Annotated in this window: 17 protein-coding genes; 8 read left to right on the top strand and 9 right to left on the bottom strand. The window is 40.4% G+C overall.

The genetic code is table 11. The annotated features are described in order from the left end of the window. Positions 1-329 precede the first annotated feature (329 nt). From WA352_RS08380 to htpG, 3 genes are all read left to right on the top strand, one after another. Positions 330-914: an OmpW/AlkL family protein gene (locus WA352_RS08380; protein WP_004802248.1), complete on the top strand. Its 585-nt coding sequence runs from the start codon at positions 330-332 to the stop codon at positions 912-914. A 136-nt stretch (positions 915-1,050) separates the two neighbouring features. Continuing rightward, positions 1,051-1,401: a lysozyme inhibitor LprI family protein gene (locus WA352_RS08385; protein ID WP_032859175.1), complete on the top strand. Its 351-nt coding sequence runs from the start codon at positions 1,051-1,053 to the stop codon at positions 1,399-1,401. 114 nt (positions 1,402-1,515) lie between these two features. Beyond that, positions 1,516-3,435 carry a molecular chaperone HtpG gene (gene htpG, locus WA352_RS08390; RefSeq protein WP_005314871.1) on the top strand — a complete coding sequence of 640 codons (1,920 nt, stop codon included), beginning with the start codon at positions 1,516-1,518 and terminating at the stop codon, positions 3,433-3,435. Between the two features lie 91 nt (positions 3,436-3,526). On the opposite strand, the gene WA352_RS08395 is transcribed toward htpG, so the two are convergent. The 4 genes from WA352_RS08395 to WA352_RS08410 form a co-directional block, all read right to left on the bottom strand. Continuing rightward, entirely contained in the window at positions 3,527-4,423 is an 897-nt protein-coding gene (locus tag WA352_RS08395; protein ID WP_005314882.1) for a hypothetical protein, read from the bottom strand. Positions 4,424-4,557: 134 nt separating this feature from the next. Then, a complete protein-coding gene (locus tag WA352_RS08400; RefSeq protein WP_005314884.1) occupies positions 4,558-5,691 on the bottom strand; it encodes a hypothetical protein in 1,134 nt (377 codons plus the stop codon). A 226-nt stretch (positions 5,692-5,917) separates the two neighbouring features. Further along, the gene (locus WA352_RS08405) at positions 5,918-7,339 is read right to left on the bottom strand and encodes a hypothetical protein (RefSeq protein WP_005314886.1); all 1,422 of its coding nucleotides are present in this window, start codon (positions 7,337-7,339) and stop codon (positions 5,918-5,920) included. Between the two features lie 596 nt (positions 7,340-7,935). Beyond that, positions 7,936-8,631 carry a DsbA family oxidoreductase gene (locus tag WA352_RS08410; protein ID WP_004802262.1) on the bottom strand — a complete coding sequence of 232 codons (696 nt, stop codon included), beginning with the start codon at positions 8,629-8,631 and terminating at the stop codon, positions 7,936-7,938. 177 nt (positions 8,632-8,808) lie between these two features. Here WA352_RS08410 and WA352_RS08415 point away from each other — a divergent pair, with 177 nt between their 5' ends. After that, positions 8,809-9,558, top strand: coding sequence for a hypothetical protein (locus WA352_RS08415; RefSeq protein WP_005314890.1), 750 nt, complete (start codon positions 8,809-8,811; stop codon positions 9,556-9,558). A 56-nt stretch (positions 9,559-9,614) separates the two neighbouring features. Continuing rightward, complete coding sequence (locus tag WA352_RS08420) at positions 9,615-11,420, top strand: ABC transporter ATP-binding protein (RefSeq protein ID WP_005314893.1); 1,806 nt, start codon at positions 9,615-9,617, stop codon at positions 11,418-11,420. Between the two features lie 41 nt (positions 11,421-11,461). Here WA352_RS08420 and WA352_RS08425 read toward each other — a convergent pair whose 3' ends face one another. Further along, positions 11,462-12,160 (bottom strand): hypothetical protein, encoded by a 699-nt coding sequence (locus tag WA352_RS08425; RefSeq protein WP_005314896.1) that lies wholly within the window; start codon positions 12,158-12,160, stop codon positions 11,462-11,464. Positions 12,161-12,247: 87 nt separating this feature from the next. Then, positions 12,248-12,964 (bottom strand): hypothetical protein, encoded by a 717-nt coding sequence (locus WA352_RS08430; RefSeq protein ID WP_032859206.1) that lies wholly within the window; start codon positions 12,962-12,964, stop codon positions 12,248-12,250. A gap of 275 nt (positions 12,965-13,239) precedes the next feature. On the opposite strand from WA352_RS08430, the gene WA352_RS08435 reads away from it, so the two are divergent. Then, positions 13,240-13,746, top strand: coding sequence for a hypothetical protein (locus tag WA352_RS08435; RefSeq protein WP_005314907.1), 507 nt, complete (start codon positions 13,240-13,242; stop codon positions 13,744-13,746). A gap of 48 nt (positions 13,747-13,794) precedes the next feature. Here WA352_RS08435 and WA352_RS08440 read toward each other — a convergent pair whose 3' ends face one another. The 3 genes from WA352_RS08440 to fadB all read right to left on the bottom strand — a co-directional run bounded on the left by WA352_RS08440 (position 13,795) and on the right by fadB (position 17,925). Beyond that, entirely contained in the window at positions 13,795-14,418 is a 624-nt protein-coding gene (locus WA352_RS08440) for a PH domain-containing protein (RefSeq protein WP_005314910.1), read from the bottom strand. A gap of 168 nt (positions 14,419-14,586) precedes the next feature. Then, on the bottom strand, positions 14,587-15,759 hold the full coding sequence (fadA, locus tag WA352_RS08445; protein WP_004802276.1) for an acetyl-CoA C-acyltransferase FadA: 1,173 nt from the start codon (positions 15,757-15,759) through the stop codon (positions 14,587-14,589). A 12-nt stretch (positions 15,760-15,771) separates the two neighbouring features. Beyond that, positions 15,772-17,925: a fatty acid oxidation complex subunit alpha FadB gene (gene fadB / locus WA352_RS08450; RefSeq protein WP_004802278.1), complete on the bottom strand. Its 2,154-nt coding sequence runs from the start codon at positions 17,923-17,925 to the stop codon at positions 15,772-15,774. Positions 17,926-18,319: 394 nt separating this feature from the next. Here fadB and lpxO point away from each other — a divergent pair, with 394 nt between their 5' ends. Both lpxO and WA352_RS08460 read left to right on the top strand, forming a co-directional pair. Next, complete coding sequence (lpxO, locus tag WA352_RS08455) at positions 18,320-19,234, top strand: lipid A hydroxylase LpxO (protein WP_004802281.1); 915 nt, start codon at positions 18,320-18,322, stop codon at positions 19,232-19,234. A 90-nt stretch (positions 19,235-19,324) separates the two neighbouring features. After that, entirely contained in the window at positions 19,325-19,744 is a 420-nt protein-coding gene (locus WA352_RS08460; protein ID WP_336142091.1) for a PH domain-containing protein, read from the top strand. The last annotated feature ends 85 nt before the right edge of the window (positions 19,745-19,829 follow it).

Here is a 19,829-nt window from a genome sequence, read left to right on the forward strand (position 1 = left end):
TCTTTTTTAATCTAATTTTATAATGTATTTTTAATATTAAGTTTTGCGTAATTATATTTTTAAATTCATCTAAATAGAATTTTTCTAAAAACTTTATTTAATATTATGAATTGTAGTATTCTGATCAGAATACTAGGTTTTATAGTGGTTTAAGTGGACTAAAATGGTCTGAATTAATAAATATTACATATTTTAACAATTATATTTTATTAATATTCAATATATTACAAAATGTATTTAAATAGTCGGAATTAATAAGTATTGCATAATGTAAAAACCCGTGCCTATTATGTTTAACAAGAACATAAATTGTTAAAGAGGTTGTTTTAATGTTAAAGAAAGCATTGGTTGTCGCATTATTGGGGTTATCTTCAACTGCATTTGCAGGGGGCTTTCAAGTTAAAGTGGGCGCGAGTGTTATTAACCCAACTGCGGATACAACGTTGGCCCCAGGTGCAACGGTTAAAGGTGATGATGAGTTTGCATTTACACCGTCAGTTGAATATTTTTTTGGTGAAACACCGTTCTCAGCGGAATTATTATTAGCAACTCCAATTAACCATGACGTATTATTAAATGGTGAAAAAGTTGCTAGTGTTCGTCAATTACCACCTACGATTACAGCAAAATATAATTTCAAAAATTCAACTCGCTTTACACCTTACATCGGTGTCGGTGGTACAGCCTTCATTCCTTGGAATGAAAAGGGCGTAGCGAAAGATGTGAAAGAAGCATTTGGCTTTGCTGGTCAGCTGGGTTTTAACTTCCAACCTGCAGATGCTAAAAACTGGGGTGTTTATGTCGATGTACGTTACGCAGATATTAGCCCAGAAGTGACATTGGTTGATGGGACTAAATTTGATTTAGATCTCAATCCAGTGGTGTATACATTAGGTTATAGCTACAAATTCTAAGTCAGTGAATGATTGAAGAACCTCACCTTGTGTGAGGTTTTTTATTTTTGCAATTTGAATATAAAACCGATACAGGCTTCAACACTTGAGTTTTGTATGCTGAGACATAAGCTTAAATAAAAGTGAATGATCCATGATGAAAAAATTGATAACGACAGCATTATTACTCACCCCCTTATTACTTTTGTCCCAAGCTCAGGCTGCCAGTTTCTCTTGTCAGGCTGCGAAGTTAAAAGCTGAGCAGCAGATCTGCAATGACCGCAGTTTAAATGATGCAGATGTCAAACTCGCAACCACCTACCAAATTATTCTGCATGCATTACCTATGGGTGGGCGTGATGCAGAGAAAGATCAACAATTTAAATGGCTAAAACAACGTAATTCCTGTTCTGCCAATAGCCCTTGTCTGAAGCGTGCTTATGCACAAAGACAGCAACAGTTAGATCAACTTCTACAAACACGCGTCTTGAGCCAAGGCCCATTCTAATTGTAACTTTTGTGCGATTTTTAGCTTAAAAATAAGCATCAAGGATTGAAAAATCCAAGATATGCACCATTCATAAATCATTCCAAAGATATAAGCACAGATAAGGAGTGATTTATGAGTGAACAAGTCGCACAGAATTATAGTTTCCAAGCTGAGGTTGCTCAGTTATTGCATTTAGTGACCCATTCACTGTATTCCAACCCTGAAATTTTCTTACGTGAATTGATTTCAAATGCATCGGATGCTTGCGATAAGTTACGTTTTGAAGGGATTAATCACCCTGAATATTATGAAAATGATCCAGACTTACGTGTCCGCGTCACTTTAGATAAAGACCATAAAACCTTAACCATTTCAGATAACGGGATTGGTCTAAGCCAGCAAGAAGCCATTGATAATTTAGGGACCATTGCAAAGTCAGGTACCAAAGACTTTATGTCTAAACTGACAGGTGACCAAAAGTCAGATGCCCAGTTGATTGGTCAGTTTGGTGTTGGTTTCTATTCAGGTTTTATTGTTGCCGATAAAATTACCGTTGAATCGCGTCGTGCAGGGCTGGATGCAGTTGAAGCTGTGCGTTGGATCAGTGGTGGTACGGGTGAATTTGAAGTTCAAACGATTGAGAAAGCAACGCGTGGTACGGATATCATCTTGCATTTACGTGATGATGCACTGGATTATTTAGAGTCATGGAAAGTTAAACAAATCATCAATAAGTATTCTGACCACATCAGCTTGCCAATCGAAATGCAAAAAGAAGTGTGGCAAGAGGAAGAGGTCGCTGAAGGTGAAGAACCGAAAGGCGGCCAAATGGTGAAGACGGATGAATGGGAAGCGATTAACTCAGCCAGTGCGTTATGGACGCGTAACAAGAGTGAAATCACGGATGAGCAATACATCGAGTTTTATAAAAACCTGAGCCACGATTTTGCAGAACCTTTGGCGTGGGCGCATAACCGTGTCGAAGGTAGTACCGAATATACCCAGTTGCTGTATATCCCAAGTCAGGCCAAACAAGATTTATTTACTCGTGAAGCAAAAGCAGGCATCAAGCTGTACGTAAAACGCGTATTTATCTTGGATGAAGCAGATAACCTGATTCCAAACTACTTACGTTTTGTTCAAGGTGTGGTCGACAGTGCTGATTTACCGTTGAACGTTAGCCGTGAACTTTTACAAGAAAGCCGTGATGTGAAAACCATTCGTGAAGGTAATGCGCGTCGTGTATTGACCTTATTGGATGGCTTGGCGAAATCGGAAGATGAGAAAGACCAAGAGAAATTTAAAACCTTCTACACTGAATTTGGCTCAGTCTTAAAAGAAGGTTTAGGTGAAGACACGGGCAATCGTGAACGTATCTTAAAATTATTGCGTTATGCAACTTCAAATCATGATGAGGTCAGTACTTCTTTTGCTGATTATAAGGTACGTATGAAAGAAGGGCAGAAAGCGATTTATTACGTGACTGCAGATAGTTTAACCGCTGCGAAAAATTCGCCACAACTTGAAGTATTCAAGAAGAAAGGCATTGAAGTGTTACTGATGGCGGACCGCGTTGACGAGTGGGCCATGAACTTTGTATTTGAGTTCGATGGTACACCATTGCAGAACGTATCTAAAGGCGCAGTCGATCTCGGTGATCTACAAGATGCCGAAGAGAAAAAGGCCTTAGAGCAAGCGGCTGAACAGTTTAAGCCTGTGGTGGATCGTTTAAGTAGCTCGTTAAAAGATAAAACCAAAGAAGTCCGTGTGACTACGCGTTTGGTGGATTCTCCTGCATGCTTAGTCACCAGCGAAGGGGAGCTTTCACCACAGCTGATTCGTATGTTGAAACAGGCAGGGCAAGCTGTTCCTGAAATTAAGCCTACTTTGGAAATCAACCCTGAGCATCCGTTGGTGAAAAAATTAGAGAACTCAGCACAGTTTGATGATTTGGCTAATGTGATCTTTGATCAGGCTGTGATTTCAGAAGGTGGCTTACCAGAAGATCCAGCAGCTTATGTTAAACGTATTAATAGCTTGTTATTGAAATAAGTATTTTGATCACAAAAACCTCTGCTTCGGCGGAGGTTTTTTATGTGTATGGATAACTTTCAAGTTATCCACAGTGGTGTTGTTATTTTCATCAGAAGTGGGCTTCAAAGCTCATTTGATAGCTGAAATGATTGTCCTGTTTATCGGCAGGAACATTTAAATAATTCAAATCATTTTGCATATACAGCCAGTTACGCCAAATCGGACGTTTCCAAGAAAAATAAGGTCCCCATTGATTGACTCGAAGTTCTTTCTTTTCATAATCGCCTTCACTGACGATGCCATAGCTGAGGTTGTCTTTGGAGAGCAAATGCAACTTTTGGAAAGTTCGATTACGCCAAGTGTAGTCTTCATCTTGGGTCTTCGACAGATTGAATTGAGTCGAAAATAGTGCCTGTTGCTGAAAGTTCTGGGTTAAATTCAGATTGGTTTCGGCATAGTTTTTACTGCTTGAGCCATAACGAAAGATTTGCGCCGTATCCAGATTCAGTCCTGAATGTAAGTTCCATTGCTTCTTGGCAAGAAATTGCACATAAATATCAGTATTGGAGTTCGAACCTAAGTCCAGATCATTGTTAAAGGGTAACCAGCTTGAAATCGTACTCCAACTCGCGCTGACGGGATTGGGCGTATTGATATTTTTATGCGATGGATGCTTGCTGGTTTTACCAAGCTTTTTTATGAGTGGCGGCTGTTGTGCACGTTGCCATAATGAGTCTTCACCAAAAACGGCCATCAATTCCTGACTTAGTTGTGCATCACTGAGCTGATCTTCAGGCCTTTCTGTTGCAACATCGCAAGCAAGCGTTTTTGTGGCTTGTTTCTGAGTGTGAGGATGCCAGGTCTTTTGATCTAAAAATACATGTGATGCGCGGGTGAAATGCCTGCTGAGCGGTAAGAACATTGGAAAGAAGTGTGTAAGTAGCTCACCGAGGCAAAGATTGCCTACAATCAATAAATACACAGCCAAAGCGTATCGTTGATCCATGTTAACGTGAAGAAAAATAAAAGAAAACAAGCATAGCAGTTTAAGCTTAATCATTTATTTACTGGACTTCATTTTTTTAAATAAAAATGCCCAATTGGAATTCCAACTGGGCATTATGACAGATCATTTCAGTACTAGAATAAAGTCTCGAGCCGAACGAATGTACTGACAAAATGATTACGGTCTTCTCGATGATCATTAAAATAATTCAGATCGCCTTGCACATAGAACCATTCACGCCAAAGCGGTTGTCGCCAAGATACGAAAGGTCCCCAACTGTTTAAACGGAGTTCATCTTTATTGTAATAGCCACCGGTATAAATGCCATAATTGAAGTTGTTATGTGCAAAGAACTGGTGTTGACGGAAAAGACGGTTATCCCACCATAGATCATCATCCTGCTTGTCCGCGTAGGTCAAACTGAACTGATTGGAGATAAAGGGTTGATTCGGACGCGCATGGATCAATTCTAAATTAGTTCTTAAATAATTCTCACTTTTGCTGCCATAGCGATAGATTTGTTCTGCATTAAAGCGGAAATCATTGCGTAGATCCCAATGTTTTTCCGCTCTTAGGCGGGCATAAATATCACTGCCTGAGCGAATACCAAGGTCAGCATCGGTTTCAAAAGGCAGTTTCTTGGAAAAATTTGACCAACGTAAGGCTAAGGAGCCGTTACTGTCTCGGGTTTGTTTGGAGTCAAACTTTTTATCCGGATCTGAATTGGGCTGGTTATTGGTATTGGCAACATTATTTTTAAACTCATCGTCTAAAGAGTCATCACCAAACACCACACTAACTTTTTTTTCTAAGGTTGGTAATTTAATTTTACCGCGAATACGTGGCTTGACTTCATAACCATCATGTTCGTTCCAGTAGTTATCCAGCATCACTCGGATAGTAGCTGAGGCTGGATTTTCAGGATCGACATCGCCAAACCAATCATCAATTTTGACCGAAGTACGATCCGCCCATTCACGGATACTACGTTGTTTTTTATCCGCCCAAGTTTTGTCTTCAGTTTCGGCAGTCGCTGGGACTGTGGATTGATTGGATTGTGCAGGAAAGATCGTTGGCGTGGCATCAACCCAGCGTGGAATATAGTCCAATGCATTCTCATCGCTATTTACTGTGGTCGCATTCGTAGCAGAATTCGGCTGCTGGTTTTGAGCGTTGCTTTCTGCGTTGGTAACACTCAACGTACCCAGTGAAAGTGTTAGCAAAGCAAAAAAGATACGTGTCGGTACCATTTGCTGTAAATTATTCATAATGAAGGCTTATATATTGTTCTTATGTTAACTTTTGATGATTGAGGCAATAAAATCAAGTATTAGAAACAAAAAACAGCAATTTAGCTGTATAAAAATGCTAGAAATCATAAGGGCTTAGTGAAATAAAAGCAGACTAGCTGATCCAAATCCTTTTGGAAAAAACAGCCAATAGTCGAGTCACAGCATAAGACAACCTGAATTAAAAAGTATAGCTGTGTCTGGTTTAAGATGATTCAGGCAGAGCGCTATTTTCGAGTGCCTGATAAAGATCATGTACTGAAATGGGTTGCGGTAAACGGCTAATGACTTGACGAATCAGCTGCCATGTATAGCCATCGGTACGATCGAGTAATAGATATGGATAGGCTTGATCTTCATTGGACAACTTCACACGCTCTAAGCCATGGATGACACGTATTTTTTGACGCTCTCGTAGTAAAATCACGGGCGTAAAGAAGGTCGCAGCAGTCTCATCAAAGGGAATGAATTTCTGTATGTTAATAAAGGATGCTGGAATATATGGATAGACGCGTTGATCACGCTGCCAGACCAAAGTGCCATTCATAATGCATTCATTAAACAAGGTCTCATGTTGATGATAATGTTGTTTAAAATTATTCCAGCTGGTTTGATGAATAGAACTGGTTCGCGTATGACGTTGATCGGTATAGGCCTGTAAAATCGTGGTTGCATATTCAACACTATGAGTTCCGACTAAGACCACGTAATGTGAAAATTGGCCTTGTGCATAAAGTTGCTCAGCAATAAAAATTTGTGCTGATCCCCAAAGTGGTTGTGCTTCATTCTCAGCTTTGAGATAGAGCCAATCAATTTTTATATTCTGATCGATCTCGTTATGCAGATCGACCCGATATAGCGATGGAAAAGTGCGAGCATCAATCCGCTCCAATCTACAGAGTAAGCCATCTAAACTAAAATCATTCAATGCCAAGGGTTTGGCCTTGTTAAGATTTGCAGAAGCAACAGGACTTTGTCTAAAACTCGGTTTGACACGTGCTGTAGCTTGAGCAGAAGGAGTAATCTGAGCCGGTTGAATTTTTTCTTGAATAATGGCATCGAGTTGTGACTTAAACTGAGCTGTTTGTTCCTTAATAATGGACAGGCTATCTTTATTTGCAGCCTTTTCAGCGTCATCAGCTTGAATGGGTTCTAATATTGGGATTAAATTCTGTAATTCGTAGTCTGTTTTAACATACTCACTGGCATGGCTCTGTAGCCATTGTAAGGCATCTTTAGAGGAGTTGAGCCAAGGGCTTTTCAGGAATGACAGTGCAGGGCGAATCACCCAAACTTGCCAATGCTGTGCTTGACGTAATGCGGCCCAGCCCATATCTGCCGAAGCAAACAAGGCATTTTCGACACGCCCCATAAAGTTATAAGTACCGCGGTAAGTCAAGGTGTAGCCATAAAGCGCTAAGTCATCGGCAGAAAATTCTTCATTCAGAATAAATTCTTTAAATGGGCTGAGCTGATCCTGAAAGTGAGGATCGTCGCAAGATGCGCAAATGTCTTTGATGCGTTGTTTTGACTTAGCAATTTCAAAAAGTGATGTTTTATCATCATTCAGCCCGTCGACGAGGGTTTTGAGCTCGTCAACCAAGAGTGCTTTCTCTAATACGTCCATCGATTGTTTCCTTAGAGATAGGCTTGAGCCTGTTTTTAAATCATGAATTAGGACAAAGTGACAGCAATTTCAAACAGGTTGTAATCAGTTATAGTCGATAAAGTATGCTGTCTTATACGTGTGACAAGTGCGTTGATCTTTGGATCTATTTGTTTGTAATTTGACCTGTGTTAAAAGAGATCGTCACTCAACATTTTCATCACAAAAGATTGTCACTTTATGACGATTATAGAAGAAAAGGAGGTAAAATCTATAGCGGTCAAGTTAGTATAAAATCTCATTTACGTATTCTAAATCGAGATATAGATCATGGTTTCTCTTTGAAAATAAAAACATTTTAAAATAATAAATCGAATAAATAGATCATAAGATAAAAAATTATCTATAAATTTATGGATAAGTTGTGATCACTTTCACATATCTCTTGGTGAAAAGCTCAGCAAATAAAAATACATCATTATTGAAATAATTATGACTGTCGATAAACGGTATTTATTCAAAGATAAAAGACTGAAACCAAAGGGGAATATGAAAATTTTAAGATTAAAAAAACCGCTTTCATACGGAGGTGAAAACGGTTTTAGGCTTAATCAAGCTTAAGGCTTAATTTCGCATTGATCATCATTACATTGAGCTGCATCGGTTTGCTCAATTTCTTCAGTTGATTCTGACTGTGCTTGCTGCATCGCCTGTAAGAAAATCTCACGAGGTTGCGCACCTGAAAGTGCCAGTTTTTGATCAAAGACAAAGAATGGTACGCCAGTCACTTTGAGTTGTTCATGGGCAATTTGCTCATCATGACGCACAAAATCTGCAAGTTCATCCGAGTCTAGTACATATTCCACTTCGGCATTGTCTAGACCGATACGTGAGGCAATTTCTTCAACCACTTCACGCTCACCAATCGCAAGACCTTCAGTCATGTAAGCATGGAAGAATGCTTCTTTCGCTTCATTTCCCAAACCCTTACTTTGTGCAAGGTGAATAATGCGGTGTGCATTGAAGCTATTGCCTGAATTGGCTTTCTGCCATTGAAAGTCGATACCTTCTACTGCGGCCATGGCTGCAACATTACGTTCCATTTCTTCCATTTCCGCATAACTACGACCATACTTTTTGGCTAAGCGTTCAGTATTTGAGGTGTCGTGTTTAGCAGGTGCATTTGGATCCAGTTCAAAACTATGCCAGTGAATGTCTAATTCAATACCCGCTTCTTGGGCAACATGTTCAAGACGTTTTTTACCGATATAACAAAACGGACAGACCACATCTGACCAAATATCTACACGCATGGTGGATCTCTTCAATTCTCGTTAAACAGATAATAGGGGCGAACGTGTAGAATTTAAAGCGATGAAAATGTAATGCTCCGTTACGAGAAGTGAAATAAAAAGGACTATAACTGCATGTGTTTTATCAATTAAACTCAGATTCAGAACATAAAAAATATAATGATACTTGGAGGCAATATGCGCCGTTTTTTAATCTTTGTGACTATTGTAGTCCTTTGTATTGGTTCATTTTTCTTTTATCAGCATAGCCTGAAACAGCGTGCCATCAATAATCAGCAGATGTTTGAGGTGGTTATGTCTGAGAAAATGCGTGAACTTTATGATCAGGCACAAGACTGGTCGACCCCAGTACAACTGAATATTCATGATGATCGCTTATCTGGCGATTATAAATTGATGTCTGAGTTTCTTCTGAACTACTGGATGCAAAATGTAGAAGCCCGTAATCATTATTTACGTGAACTTAAAGCCGCCAATTGGGATACCTTTTTAGATGTTGAGCGTCTGGATCAGGATCGCAAGCAGAACTATAAGGACACTGAACAGATGTTTTTGCAGGTGCGCAAAGCATCTGCTGAATATGAGCAGGCACGGCAACAAATCCAAGCCAGTTCTATGCAGCAGGCAAAAAGTTTGGCAATCCAGAATGAAATGCGAAGTTCGCTCCAAGCCAAATTGGAGAATAATCTGAAAGCGGATAAAGCGCATGATATTTTCCCAATCGAGCAGCAAATCATTGAAAAGGCCCAGGCCATGTTCGATATGCTGAAGACATATCAGTGGCAAAGGCAGGATAAAATGATCTTGTTTCGCGAGACCGCTCAAGTGAAAAAATTCAACACACTCTATCAAGATGTGTTAAAGCTGAATGCCAAGATGGAGAAGATTAAACAAAATAATGCTGAGGTTTTAGAAGAAGAACTGTAATTAAGATCGATCAGGTAGTTTTCAGCCTAGACGTAGAAGAGGTAGACCTCAAGAATATGAATTTATGGCAGCTGTTTCATAAAGTAAAACCATTTGTGCTTCCCTATAAGTGGCTGGTTGCAGTGACACTGGTACTGACTTTGATTGGTGCATTAACCGCACAGGTCAATGCGCTCACCTTGCAGTATGCAGTCGATCAGATTAATGCGGTGGTGGAGTCAGGGCAGGGTTTAAATGCAGGCTGGCATATTCTGCTCACCATCAGTGTGATTTTATTGAGCAAAGAAGTGCTGAATATTTTTCTTCAGTTTGGACAAAAGTTCTTTGGCGAGAAATTACGAATTTTGATTTCACAAGATGTGGCACAGTCGATCATCGTGAAGTTTCTACAATACCGTCTGGCTTTTTTTACCCAAGATGATAACCAAGCAGGAAAATTACAGACTCGGATTGATCGAGGGATCGGTTCGATTACCCGATTGGTACAGATCTTCTTTATTGATATTTTTCCATTGTTTAGCAGTGCCATCATCGCCCTGTGCCTAATGTTCTATGCCAATTTTTGGATTGGTTTGGTGGCGTTGAGTATTGTGCCGATTTATTTCTGGATTACCTTTAAGCAGGCGCAGAAACTCAGCGGGACACGACGTAATTTACGTGATGGCCGCGAACGTAAAAGTCAGGGTACTTTAAGTATCATTCAGTCGATCACAGTGATTAAGTCCTTTAACCGTGAGCAAATTGAGGCGGAAAAACAGCTGACTTTGCAAAAACAACTGACCGATGATCAGATGCGAACCCGCCAACTCAGTTTTCTATTTGATGGCTTAAAAACCTTTATTGAACAGATCGGCGTGGTCTTTATTATTATTTTAACGGCCTATTTTGTTCTGGTTGGTGATATGAGCATCGGTATGATCATGTTTCATATTCTGTTATTCAACAATGTCTCAGCACCGATTCGTTCCCTACATCGCATCTATGATGAAGTGAATGATGCGATGATTTATGCAGAAAGCTTTTTCAAAATTTTAGAAGCAGATGATGAAATAGAAACCTCTGGAGAATTGAGACCACAACCACTGACGGGTAAGTTTGAATTAAAACAGGTGAATTTTTTCTATCCCAATGGTTTTCATGCACTGAAAGACATCAACCTCACCATACAACCCAATAAAATCACGGCTTTGGTGGGCTTGTCTGGTGCGGGGAAATCAACTTTGATTAGTCTATTAGATAAATTCTATTTACCGCAGTCAGGTGAAATTTTACTGAATGGAAGCGCATTGACCGAAATAGATACCCAATATTTACGTGATCATATTGGTTTAGTCCTGCAAAAAAATCATATTTTTCAGGGTACAATTGAGGAAAATATCCGTTATGGCAAGATGGATGCGACGCAGGATGAAATCATCCTTGCGGCAAAGAAAGCCTCGATTCATGAGCAGATTCTCAAGTTACCGCTGGCCTATCAATCCGATGCCTTATTGCTTTCAGGCGGCCAGCAACAACGGATTGCCATTGCACGCATGTTCTTGAAGAATCCCCCGATTATTTTTCTGGATGAACCGACTGCAAGTTTGGATGCGATTGCAACTGAGCAGATCAAGCATAGTTTGGATGAGATCAAGCAGGGGCGAACTGTGATTATCATCTCGCATAGCTTGTCGCAGATTATAGATGCGGATTATACCTATGTGATGCAGGATGGCATGATCGTGGAACATGGTGAGCATCATCAACTCTATCAGCAACAAGGGGTGTATAAGAACATCTTTGATGCGATGGCGAAGAGTCTTAATATCGAGAAGATTTCCAAGACTTTTGAAGGGGATGATGAAGAGGAAACGCATAGTTAGTCACTTCATCATTCTGTTAGAGAAGGCTTTATTTTGTAGCGTTAATCAAAAATCTTGTCCGCAGCTTGGAAAGGAAGGCTGACCACGTCAATCGCGACTGCAAAAGGCAGCAGTACCAGTTTTTCAAAAGGATTCAAGCCAGATTTAGATTTATAGTTTTCTTCTTTCTGGGTATAAATGGTGACTTGATAAGGTTTGCTCAGGGCTTTTAATGCGTTGAGGTTATTGGCCGCAGGATAGACCACACCTGCAAGCTTGATATCAAAGCAGAAGCGTTGCGCCCGCATACGCTCATCACTTGAGGATGAGCACTCTTTGGCGCCATTTTCAATAAAGAATTCCAGATCTTTCTTGCTTAGGTCTTCTTTCAGCTTCACATAGGAAAGTGGCAAGGTTCCTGAAAAATGGCCATCATTCCTTTCTGAATAGAAATTGAGGTCTCGAGTGATTTGAATGTTTCTAGGATCAAGTTTGCTGATGAGAGTGACGAATTGTGCACCGCCCTGAGTGAGGATATAACTGTTCTTCTGGCCTGCAATGACGATACTGTCTTTCGGTAAATTTGCAGCAGTTTGTGCAGGTCGACCAAAAGCCACCACATTGTCTTCAATCAAGGTGACTTTGGCGGTACGGGTGTAGGAACGGTTGTCTTTTTTGATCAGTGTCGAAGTGGCACAGCCTGTCGCGAGTCCTGCTATTGTTGCTAGTGCGATTACGGTCTTTCTTTGAGATGTAAACATCCATGTGTTCCTTATATTTTAAAGCTTAGAGCTGCGCCTTAGATTGGATTGAAGGTTGTCATTATTGTATGGTGAGGATCGATCATATTAGGGTTGATAAATAACACCCAGAACTTTAGAAGGCAAAACAATTGCATCGAGGGTGAGTGTAAAGGGAAGTAGTGGCAAATGCGCCAACTTTTCTTTAGTCGATAATGGGACTTTACCACTCTTGTAGTCAAGATATTGAATTCTAACGTGATATAGTTTTGATAGTGGTTGTAGGGATTGAATGGTACTGATCGCAGGATAAACCGTGCCTTCAAGACTTAATTCAAAACGATGCGGTTCTTGTTTGTTGATGCAGTGACAGGGAGCTACACCATATTGCTTAAATAGTGCTTGCTCTTTTTCGCTGAGATTTCCATTTGCAGGAGTATAAGCAAATCTAAATTTCCCGCTAAAGCGATTGCTATCAGCCGCTGGGGCAATAAAATCTAAATCACGACTGATCTGAATATACTGAGGATTAAGCTGGTTAAGCAATTGCACAAATTCGGCTCCGCCTTTGTTAATCACATAGCTATATTGTTTTCCTGCAATGATAATGCTATCCGTCGGTTCATTGGGTAGGGGAATGGAGGGTTTAGCAAAGGCAACTACGTCATCTTCGATTAATGTTGTCCATTGATGACCAGATTCATATTTTGTGAATAAATCTCGTGTGGTTTCACCAATAACTCGATTACTTGAGCAACCTGTCATAAATAAGCAAGACAATAAACAGCAGCTCAATATTTTCTGATTGAATAGTTTAAAATTCATTGTTTGTTTTTTAGATTCAATTTGAACAGTCACTATAAACAAAAATTCCAACAATATGAATCGCACATTCAAGTGAGATACTTTTAGTTTAATTTATGAGCTTTAACCAAAACTTGTAGTGACAGAATACATTTGTGCCTGAATTTAAATTTGATTGATATTTACCGTTTATCTGACCTGTACTGAATCAAATCAAACTTTGTTGTAGCCTATTTCTTAGATGCTTTTATTTAACTCATTATCTTCTTATGGATGAGGGATGTTTGGAGCAAACGATGAATTTTCTAAAACGATCCGTCCTGATCACTGCATTGGCTTTTATGGGCATGCCTGTCGTACAGGCAAATGATGAAGTGACCTCATTGCCGACCATTCGGGTCATGGCTGAATCTGAACTACGTGAAGAAGTGGGTTTTGTTCCCTTTCAAGAAGACAAGCAAGTTCGTCAGGCGCTACAGCATTATGTCTATAAAATGCATAATGACATGCAGAATGCAGGTGTCAGTGAAAACCCTGTGAGTGTTAATTATCAGCCTGTAGCAGCACAGCCAGATCTATCCCAATACTCACCGGTTTTGCAGCAATACATTCTTGCTGTTGCATCAGGTTTACAGTCTTCTGATCCAACCAATGGCATTTTTAAAATGCTGGAACCATTGAATATTAATCGAAATAATATTGACGGAATTCGCAATGGTACGATTAAGTTGAATGCCGATGATATTTTGCGATTACAGCAGCAAATTCAAGATGGGCTAAGAGGCTTTAAACAGCCATATTAAATTACCGAATTGAATAAAAAAATCCCCGCATATTACGGGGATTTTGTCTTATTGCTTCAGATAGCGTTCAAAAATAGCCGAAAAATCATAGTCTTCTATTTGTTTGCGACGCTCGGTAAACTTGTTTTCAACTTGCAGGGTCGTTTGCGAAATAATATCAGGTAGATTCAGTAACACCTGTTCTGGCAACTCACGCAGCGAGAACATACTGTTTACGGCTTGCTGTGTTTGAACCAGAGTGGTGTATTGGCGTTCAATTTCTTTGCAAGCTTCACAAATACTAAACAACGCTTTATATAAATCGCGCACTTTCTCGATTTGAGCTTTCTCAATATCAATTGAATAAGCTGCACCACCCAACTGGAACTTGATTTCAACATCGCGATCAATGGTTCCAGCAGTTTCAAGTAGTACTCGGCTGATTTGATAGTGTTTGTAGGGATAACGATTTAGGGTTCTTTTCTTGCTAACAGCACTGGTACCATCGAGATGGATAAATGCGGTGTTGGTAAAGCAGTATTCATCCGTTTTTGCTTTGATGAGGAAGAAGATTTTTTCATTGTCTTCATGGAAAATATAGTCATCAATATCCGTTTTATCATAATCTTGAGGTTCAATAATCTTACCGATATCACTGGTTCCCATTAAATCGGCTGCCATATTTTTAAACATTGTTAGAACCTTATTATTTGTTGGAATAGCGATCATAATTTGCCGTGTATTGTTCTGTCTACAGTGGGCATTTGTATTTTAAGAATTCTATACAACCATGAAACGAATTTTGATCGTATAAAAAAATCCCCGCAAAATGCGGGGATTTTCTTTTTATCTTAGTGTCGATTAAACACGTTCGATAATGGTCGCGATACCTTGACCAAGACCGATACACATGGTCGCAAGACCGATTTGTGTATCTTGTTGTTCCATCACGTTCAACAAGGTTGTTGTGATACGCGCACCAGAACAGCCCAATGGGTGACCCAATGCAATCGCGCCACCATTCAAGTTGATGATGTCTTGTTTGTCATAAACGCCTAAGCCTTTCATGACTGATAAGCCTTGAGCAGCAAATGCTTCGTTTAATTCGATGGTTTGGATATCCGCCATGGTTAAACCCGCACGTTTAAGCGCTTTTTGAGTTGCTGGTACTGGACCATAACCCATGATCGCAGCATCACAACCTGCAATCGCCATTGAACGAATTACAGCACGTGGTTTTAAACCCAATGCTTGAGCACGTTCAGCAGACATAAGCAACATTGCAGATGCGCCGTCAGAAAGCGCAGAAGACGTAGCTGCTGTGACTGAACCACCTTTAGGATCGAAAACTGGTTTCAATGCTTTGAATGCTTCAAGGTTAGCATCCGCACGAATCACTTCATCGATGTCGCAAAGGATTTTGAAGCCATTAGCATCATGACCTTCAACACCAACGATTTCGTTTTTGAAACGACCTTCTTGAGTTGCAGCCCAAGCACGACGGTGAGATTCAACACCAAACGCATCTTGTTCTTCACGAGAGATACCGTTCATACGACCTAACATTTCAGCGGTTAAGCCCATCATGTTCGATGCTTTGGCATAGTGTTTAGACGCTTCTGGGTTGAGGTCGATGCCGTGCATCATACCGACGTGGCCCATGTGCTCAACACCACCAATGATGAATACATCACCTTGGTTAGTTGCAATTTGTGCAGCCGCCGTGTGGATTGCTTGCATTGAAGAACCACAAAGACGGTTTACTGTTTGACCGCCAGCAGTTTTTGGAATGTCAGCCAATAAACCAATGTTACGAGCAATGTTCATACCTTGCTCTAAAGTTTGGTTGACACAGCCCCAAATTACATCTTCAACTTCGTTGGTATCAAACTGGTTACGAGCAACAAGTGCACGTACTAATTCAGCAGATAAACTGTCGGCACGTACATTGCGGAACATACCGTTACGTGATTTGCCCATGGCAGAACGAACGCCATCAACAATCACAACGTCACGTGGATTTAAAGTAGCCATTCACGTCGCTCCTTAACCGTAGAATTTTGTGTTGTTAGCAGCCATGTCACGCAACATTTGTGGCGCTTCATAAGCCTTACCTAAGTGTGCATATTTGTCGCAAAGCGCAACGTATTCAGCAACACCTGTTTGGTCGATGTAACGGCATGGACCACCACGGAATGGAGGGAAACCTACACCCATGATCATCGCCATATCTGCTTCAGAAGCAGTTGCAACGATGTTGTCTTCTAAGCAACGAACTGTTTCGTTACAGAAAGCAAGCATCATACGGTCGATGATTTCTTGGTTATCAAACTCGCGTTTTTCGCCAGTCACGAAAGGTGCAATGATTTCGTATGCTGTTGGATCAACAGTTTTCGCTTTCTTACCTTTCTTGTCTAACACGTACTTGTAGAAACCAACGTCATTCTTTTGACCAAGACGTTTTGCTTCGTACATCGCTTCGATAGAACCTTTGTAGTCTGGCTTCATACGGTCAGGGAAACCTTCAGCCATCACTTCTGCGCCATGAACACCTGTATCGATACCAACAACGTCGATCAAGTATGCAGGACCCATAGGCCAGCCGAATTTCGCCATCACATTGTCAACTTGTTGGAAATCTGCACCATCTTTGACAAGAAGGTCAAATGCACCAAAGTAAGGGAACAATACACGGTTCACGAGGAAACCTGGGCAGTCGTTGACAACGATTGGTGTTTTACCCATTTTTTGAGCAAGAACAACAGTTGTTGCAATCGCTTCTTCAGAAGTCTTTTCCCCACGAATCACTTCTACAAGTGGCATCATGTGTACTGGGTTGAAGAAGTGCATACCAACGAAGTTTTCAGGACGTTGTAATGCTTTCGCCAAACGTGTAATTGAAATTGTTGATGTGTTAGATGCAATGATTGTATTTTCACGAACATGCTTTTCAGTATCAGCAAGCACGATTTCTTTTACTTTTGGATTTTCAGTCACGGCTTCGATCACGATATCCACTTCTTTAAACTCGTCATAGCTTAAAGTTGGGCGGATGCGAGCCAGTGTTTCACCCATTTGCGCTGGTTTCATTTTCTTGCGTTCAACTTGCTTAGTGAGCAAGCCATTCGCTTCTTTCATACCGAGTGCAAGTTGTGGGTTACCAATGTCTTTCATGATGATTGGTGTGCCTTTGCTTGCCGCTTGGTAAGCAATACCACCACCCATGATACCCGCACCTAATACAGCTGCTTGGTTAACAGGGTGAGCACCTTTCTCATATTTTTTCGCAGTTTTCTTCACGACTTGGTCATTGATGAATAAACCAATCAATGCACCTGCTTGTGGTGTAATCGCTGCTTTTGCAAAACCTTGTGCTTCTGCTTTTAACGCGTCATCACGTGTTGAACTTGCACCAGCTTGTAATGAATCAAGCAATAATTTTGGCGCAGGGTATTGAGCAGGGTTTGCTTTCGCAAGGACCGCACCTTTCGCCGTATTGAACGCCATCATTTGTTCAAGTGGGTTCAATTTGATTGCGTCTAATTTTTCTTGACGCTTTGCTTTCCAGTTCAAACGACCAGCAATGGCTTGTTTAACGAGATCAACAGCAGCTTCTTGTAATTTGTCCGCAGCAACAACCGCATCTACAGCACCATCTTTTAGTGCAGCAGCTGGTTTTTTCGGGTTCGCCATTGCCATCCATTCAACGGCATTGTCGATACCGATTAAACGGCTTAAACGTACGCTACCACCAAAACCAGGATAGATACCCAATTTGATTTCTGGTAAGCCCACTTGCGCTTGTTCTGACATCACACGATAGTCACACACCAAGCACATTTCAAAACCACCACCAAGCGCTGTACCATTGATCGCAGCAACTTTCGGTAGATCTAAGTCTTCAAAACTGTTGAAGATCTCGTGTACAGGCATAAGCCAATCAACAATCGCTTGCTCGCCTGCAGCGAAGTTTTGGCCGAATTCAGTGATATCAGCACCAACGATGAATGTTGATTTGCCAGAGGTAACAACTAAGCCTTTAATATCGTTATTGGCTTTCACTGCAGCAATCGCTGCTTGGAAGTCTTCGATGGTTGCACGGTTAAACTTGTTAACCGACTCACCTTGTAAGTCAAAGCGGAATTCTGCAATTCCGTCCGCAAGCATTTGGACGGTAATGGCATTGCCAGCGTGGATCATGCCTGATCTCCCTTGTTGTGGAGGATTCTGAGTGGATGTCATAAAGCGTGTGTGCGCTTCAGCACACAAAAAAGCTTCGCTAATCTTACGATAACTATATCCAAAAAGGACATAACAAGTTGTATCAAGCCGTGACGCTAGGGTCATCAATTTATTGTAATCTTGGACTTGAACTGCTAAATCATGAATAAAAATAAATTTTTCGACTAAAATAGAGCGTTTACTCTTTGATTGTGATGAGAAATTTTAAAAGTGCTTTTGTCCGATTTAGGTAAGCTCATTGGTATTTAAGTCGACAAATTTGCTAGAATAGCAAGCTTATTTTGAGTGCGATTTTGAGATTTGATTCATCAAACTGAGCATTTGGTTTTCAGCTAAGAAGATAGAGTAATCTATGATTAAGTGGATCATATTAGCGATTTTTATCATTTCGGCTTTGTATATTCAGCGCCGTGGTAAAGTAAAGCATTCGTTTTATCGTCAGTTTTTTGACCATTCTACGATTCTCGCACCCATTAACTTTTTAATGTACATGTTTTCCAAAGTGCCGAATCAACCGTATATCGACACTCAACATTTTCAGGACTTAAAAGTGCTGGATGAAAATTGGGAAATGATTCGTGATGAAGCTAAAGCTTTGTACGACAAAGGTGGTATTAAAGCTTCAAGTAGCTATGATGACCTGGGCTTTAACTCATTCTTTAAAACAGGCTGGAAACGGTTCTATCTGAAATGGTACGACTCGGCACATCCATCAGCGGCCGAACTTTGTCCAAAAACAACCGCTTTGTTAAAGACATTGCCAACGATTAAAGCCGCAATGTTTACTGAGCTGGCACCCGATAGCCGTTTGGTTCGTCACCGTGACCCGTATGCAGGTTCATTACGTTATCACTTAGGTTTAATCACACCGAATGATGATCGCTGCTTTATCGATGTCGATGGTGAGCGCTATTCTTGGCGTGATGGTGAGAGTGTGGTTTTTGATGAAACCTATATTCACTATGCTGAAAATACCACAGACCAAAACCGCATTATTTTCTTCGCAGATGTAGAGCGTCCATTAAAGACCCGCTTTATGGAGAAGTTTAATCACTGGTTTGGTAAAAGTGTGATGACGGCTGCGAGCTCACCCAATGAAGCTGGTGATCAAACAGGTGGTTTAAACAAAGCATTTGGCTATATTTACCAGATTCGTATTAAAGCCAAAGCTTTGAAGAAATCGAACCGTTCCCTGTATTACTTTTTGAAGTGGTTCATCATGCTCGGTCTATTCTTCCTCATTTTTATTCGTCCTTATGTTTTTTAAGTTTGAATAATATGAACGCCCGAAAGGGCGTTTTTTTATGGGATTTGGCTTAGAATATTTTTAATTCATAACAATTCACTTTGAAAATCTATGCAAACGTTTCGTTCTAAAATTGATTGGTGGTTCTGGGGTGTAGTGATTGCAACGACAGGCTTGTTACTGCAATTTTTATGGACGATGTATATGAAAGGCACCATGCAGGAGTATCCTGAACATACCGTACTCTATTTTCTGACGATCGCTCTATTATGGTGGCCGATTTTTAATACGCGTTATATTGTGACAGAACAACATTTAACGATTCGTTCGATGTTCTTCAAGTGGCAGATCAATAAATCTGACATTATTAAAATATCCTCGAGCCATAATTTAATTTCATCTCCTGCTTTATCTTTGGATCGTTTGCGTATTGATTATCAGAAAGATGGAATTACAAGTCATATTTTGATTTCGCCTAAAGATAAACAGAGGTTTTGCAAGGCCTTAAATCAAACCCTTTCGAAGTGTTAAATCACTTATAAACTTGGCGCTTACACGATATTCGCATTTAAGGCTTGAAAAAAATTGAGCAAACATCACATCATGTGATGTAAAT

The organism is Acinetobacter sp. 102, assembly GCF_037028485.1.
Classification (GTDB): domain Bacteria; phylum Pseudomonadota; class Gammaproteobacteria; order Pseudomonadales; family Moraxellaceae; genus Acinetobacter; species Acinetobacter higginsii.

Coding starts and splice junctions, on each gene's coding strand:
- WA352_RS08380 (WP_004802248.1), top strand. CDS start 330: ATGTTAAAGAAAGCATTGGTTGTCGCATTATTGGGGTTATCTTCAACT.
- WA352_RS08385 (WP_032859175.1), top strand. CDS start 1,051: ATGAAAAAATTGATAACGACAGCATTATTACTCACCCCCTTATTACTT.
- htpG (WP_005314871.1), top strand. CDS start 1,516: ATGAGTGAACAAGTCGCACAGAATTATAGTTTCCAAGCTGAGGTTGCT.
- WA352_RS08395 (WP_005314882.1), bottom strand. CDS start 4,423: ATGGATCAACGATACGCTTTGGCTGTGTATTTATTGATTGTAGGCAAT.
- WA352_RS08400 (WP_005314884.1), bottom strand. CDS start 5,691: ATGAATAATTTACAGCAAATGGTACCGACACGTATCTTTTTTGCTTTG.
- WA352_RS08405 (WP_005314886.1), bottom strand. CDS start 7,339: ATGGACGTATTAGAGAAAGCACTCTTGGTTGACGAGCTCAAAACCCTC.
- WA352_RS08410 (WP_004802262.1), bottom strand. CDS start 8,631: ATGCGTGTAGATATTTGGTCAGATGTGGTCTGTCCGTTTTGTTATATC.
- WA352_RS08415 (WP_005314890.1), top strand. CDS start 8,809: ATGCGCCGTTTTTTAATCTTTGTGACTATTGTAGTCCTTTGTATTGGT.
- WA352_RS08420 (WP_005314893.1), top strand. CDS start 9,615: ATGAATTTATGGCAGCTGTTTCATAAAGTAAAACCATTTGTGCTTCCC.
- WA352_RS08425 (WP_005314896.1), bottom strand. CDS start 12,160: ATGTTTACATCTCAAAGAAAGACCGTAATCGCACTAGCAACAATAGCA.
- WA352_RS08430 (WP_032859206.1), bottom strand. CDS start 12,964: ATGAATTTTAAACTATTCAATCAGAAAATATTGAGCTGCTGTTTATTG.
- WA352_RS08435 (WP_005314907.1), top strand. CDS start 13,240: ATGAATTTTCTAAAACGATCCGTCCTGATCACTGCATTGGCTTTTATG.
- WA352_RS08440 (WP_005314910.1), bottom strand. CDS start 14,418: ATGTTTAAAAATATGGCAGCCGATTTAATGGGAACCAGTGATATCGGT.
- fadA (WP_004802276.1), bottom strand. CDS start 15,759: ATGGCTACTTTAAATCCACGTGACGTTGTGATTGTTGATGGCGTTCGT.
- fadB (WP_004802278.1), bottom strand. CDS start 17,925: ATGATCCACGCTGGCAATGCCATTACCGTCCAAATGCTTGCGGACGGA.
- lpxO (WP_004802281.1), top strand. CDS start 18,320: ATGATTAAGTGGATCATATTAGCGATTTTTATCATTTCGGCTTTGTAT.
- WA352_RS08460 (WP_336142091.1), top strand. CDS start 19,325: ATGCAAACGTTTCGTTCTAAAATTGATTGGTGGTTCTGGGGTGTAGTG.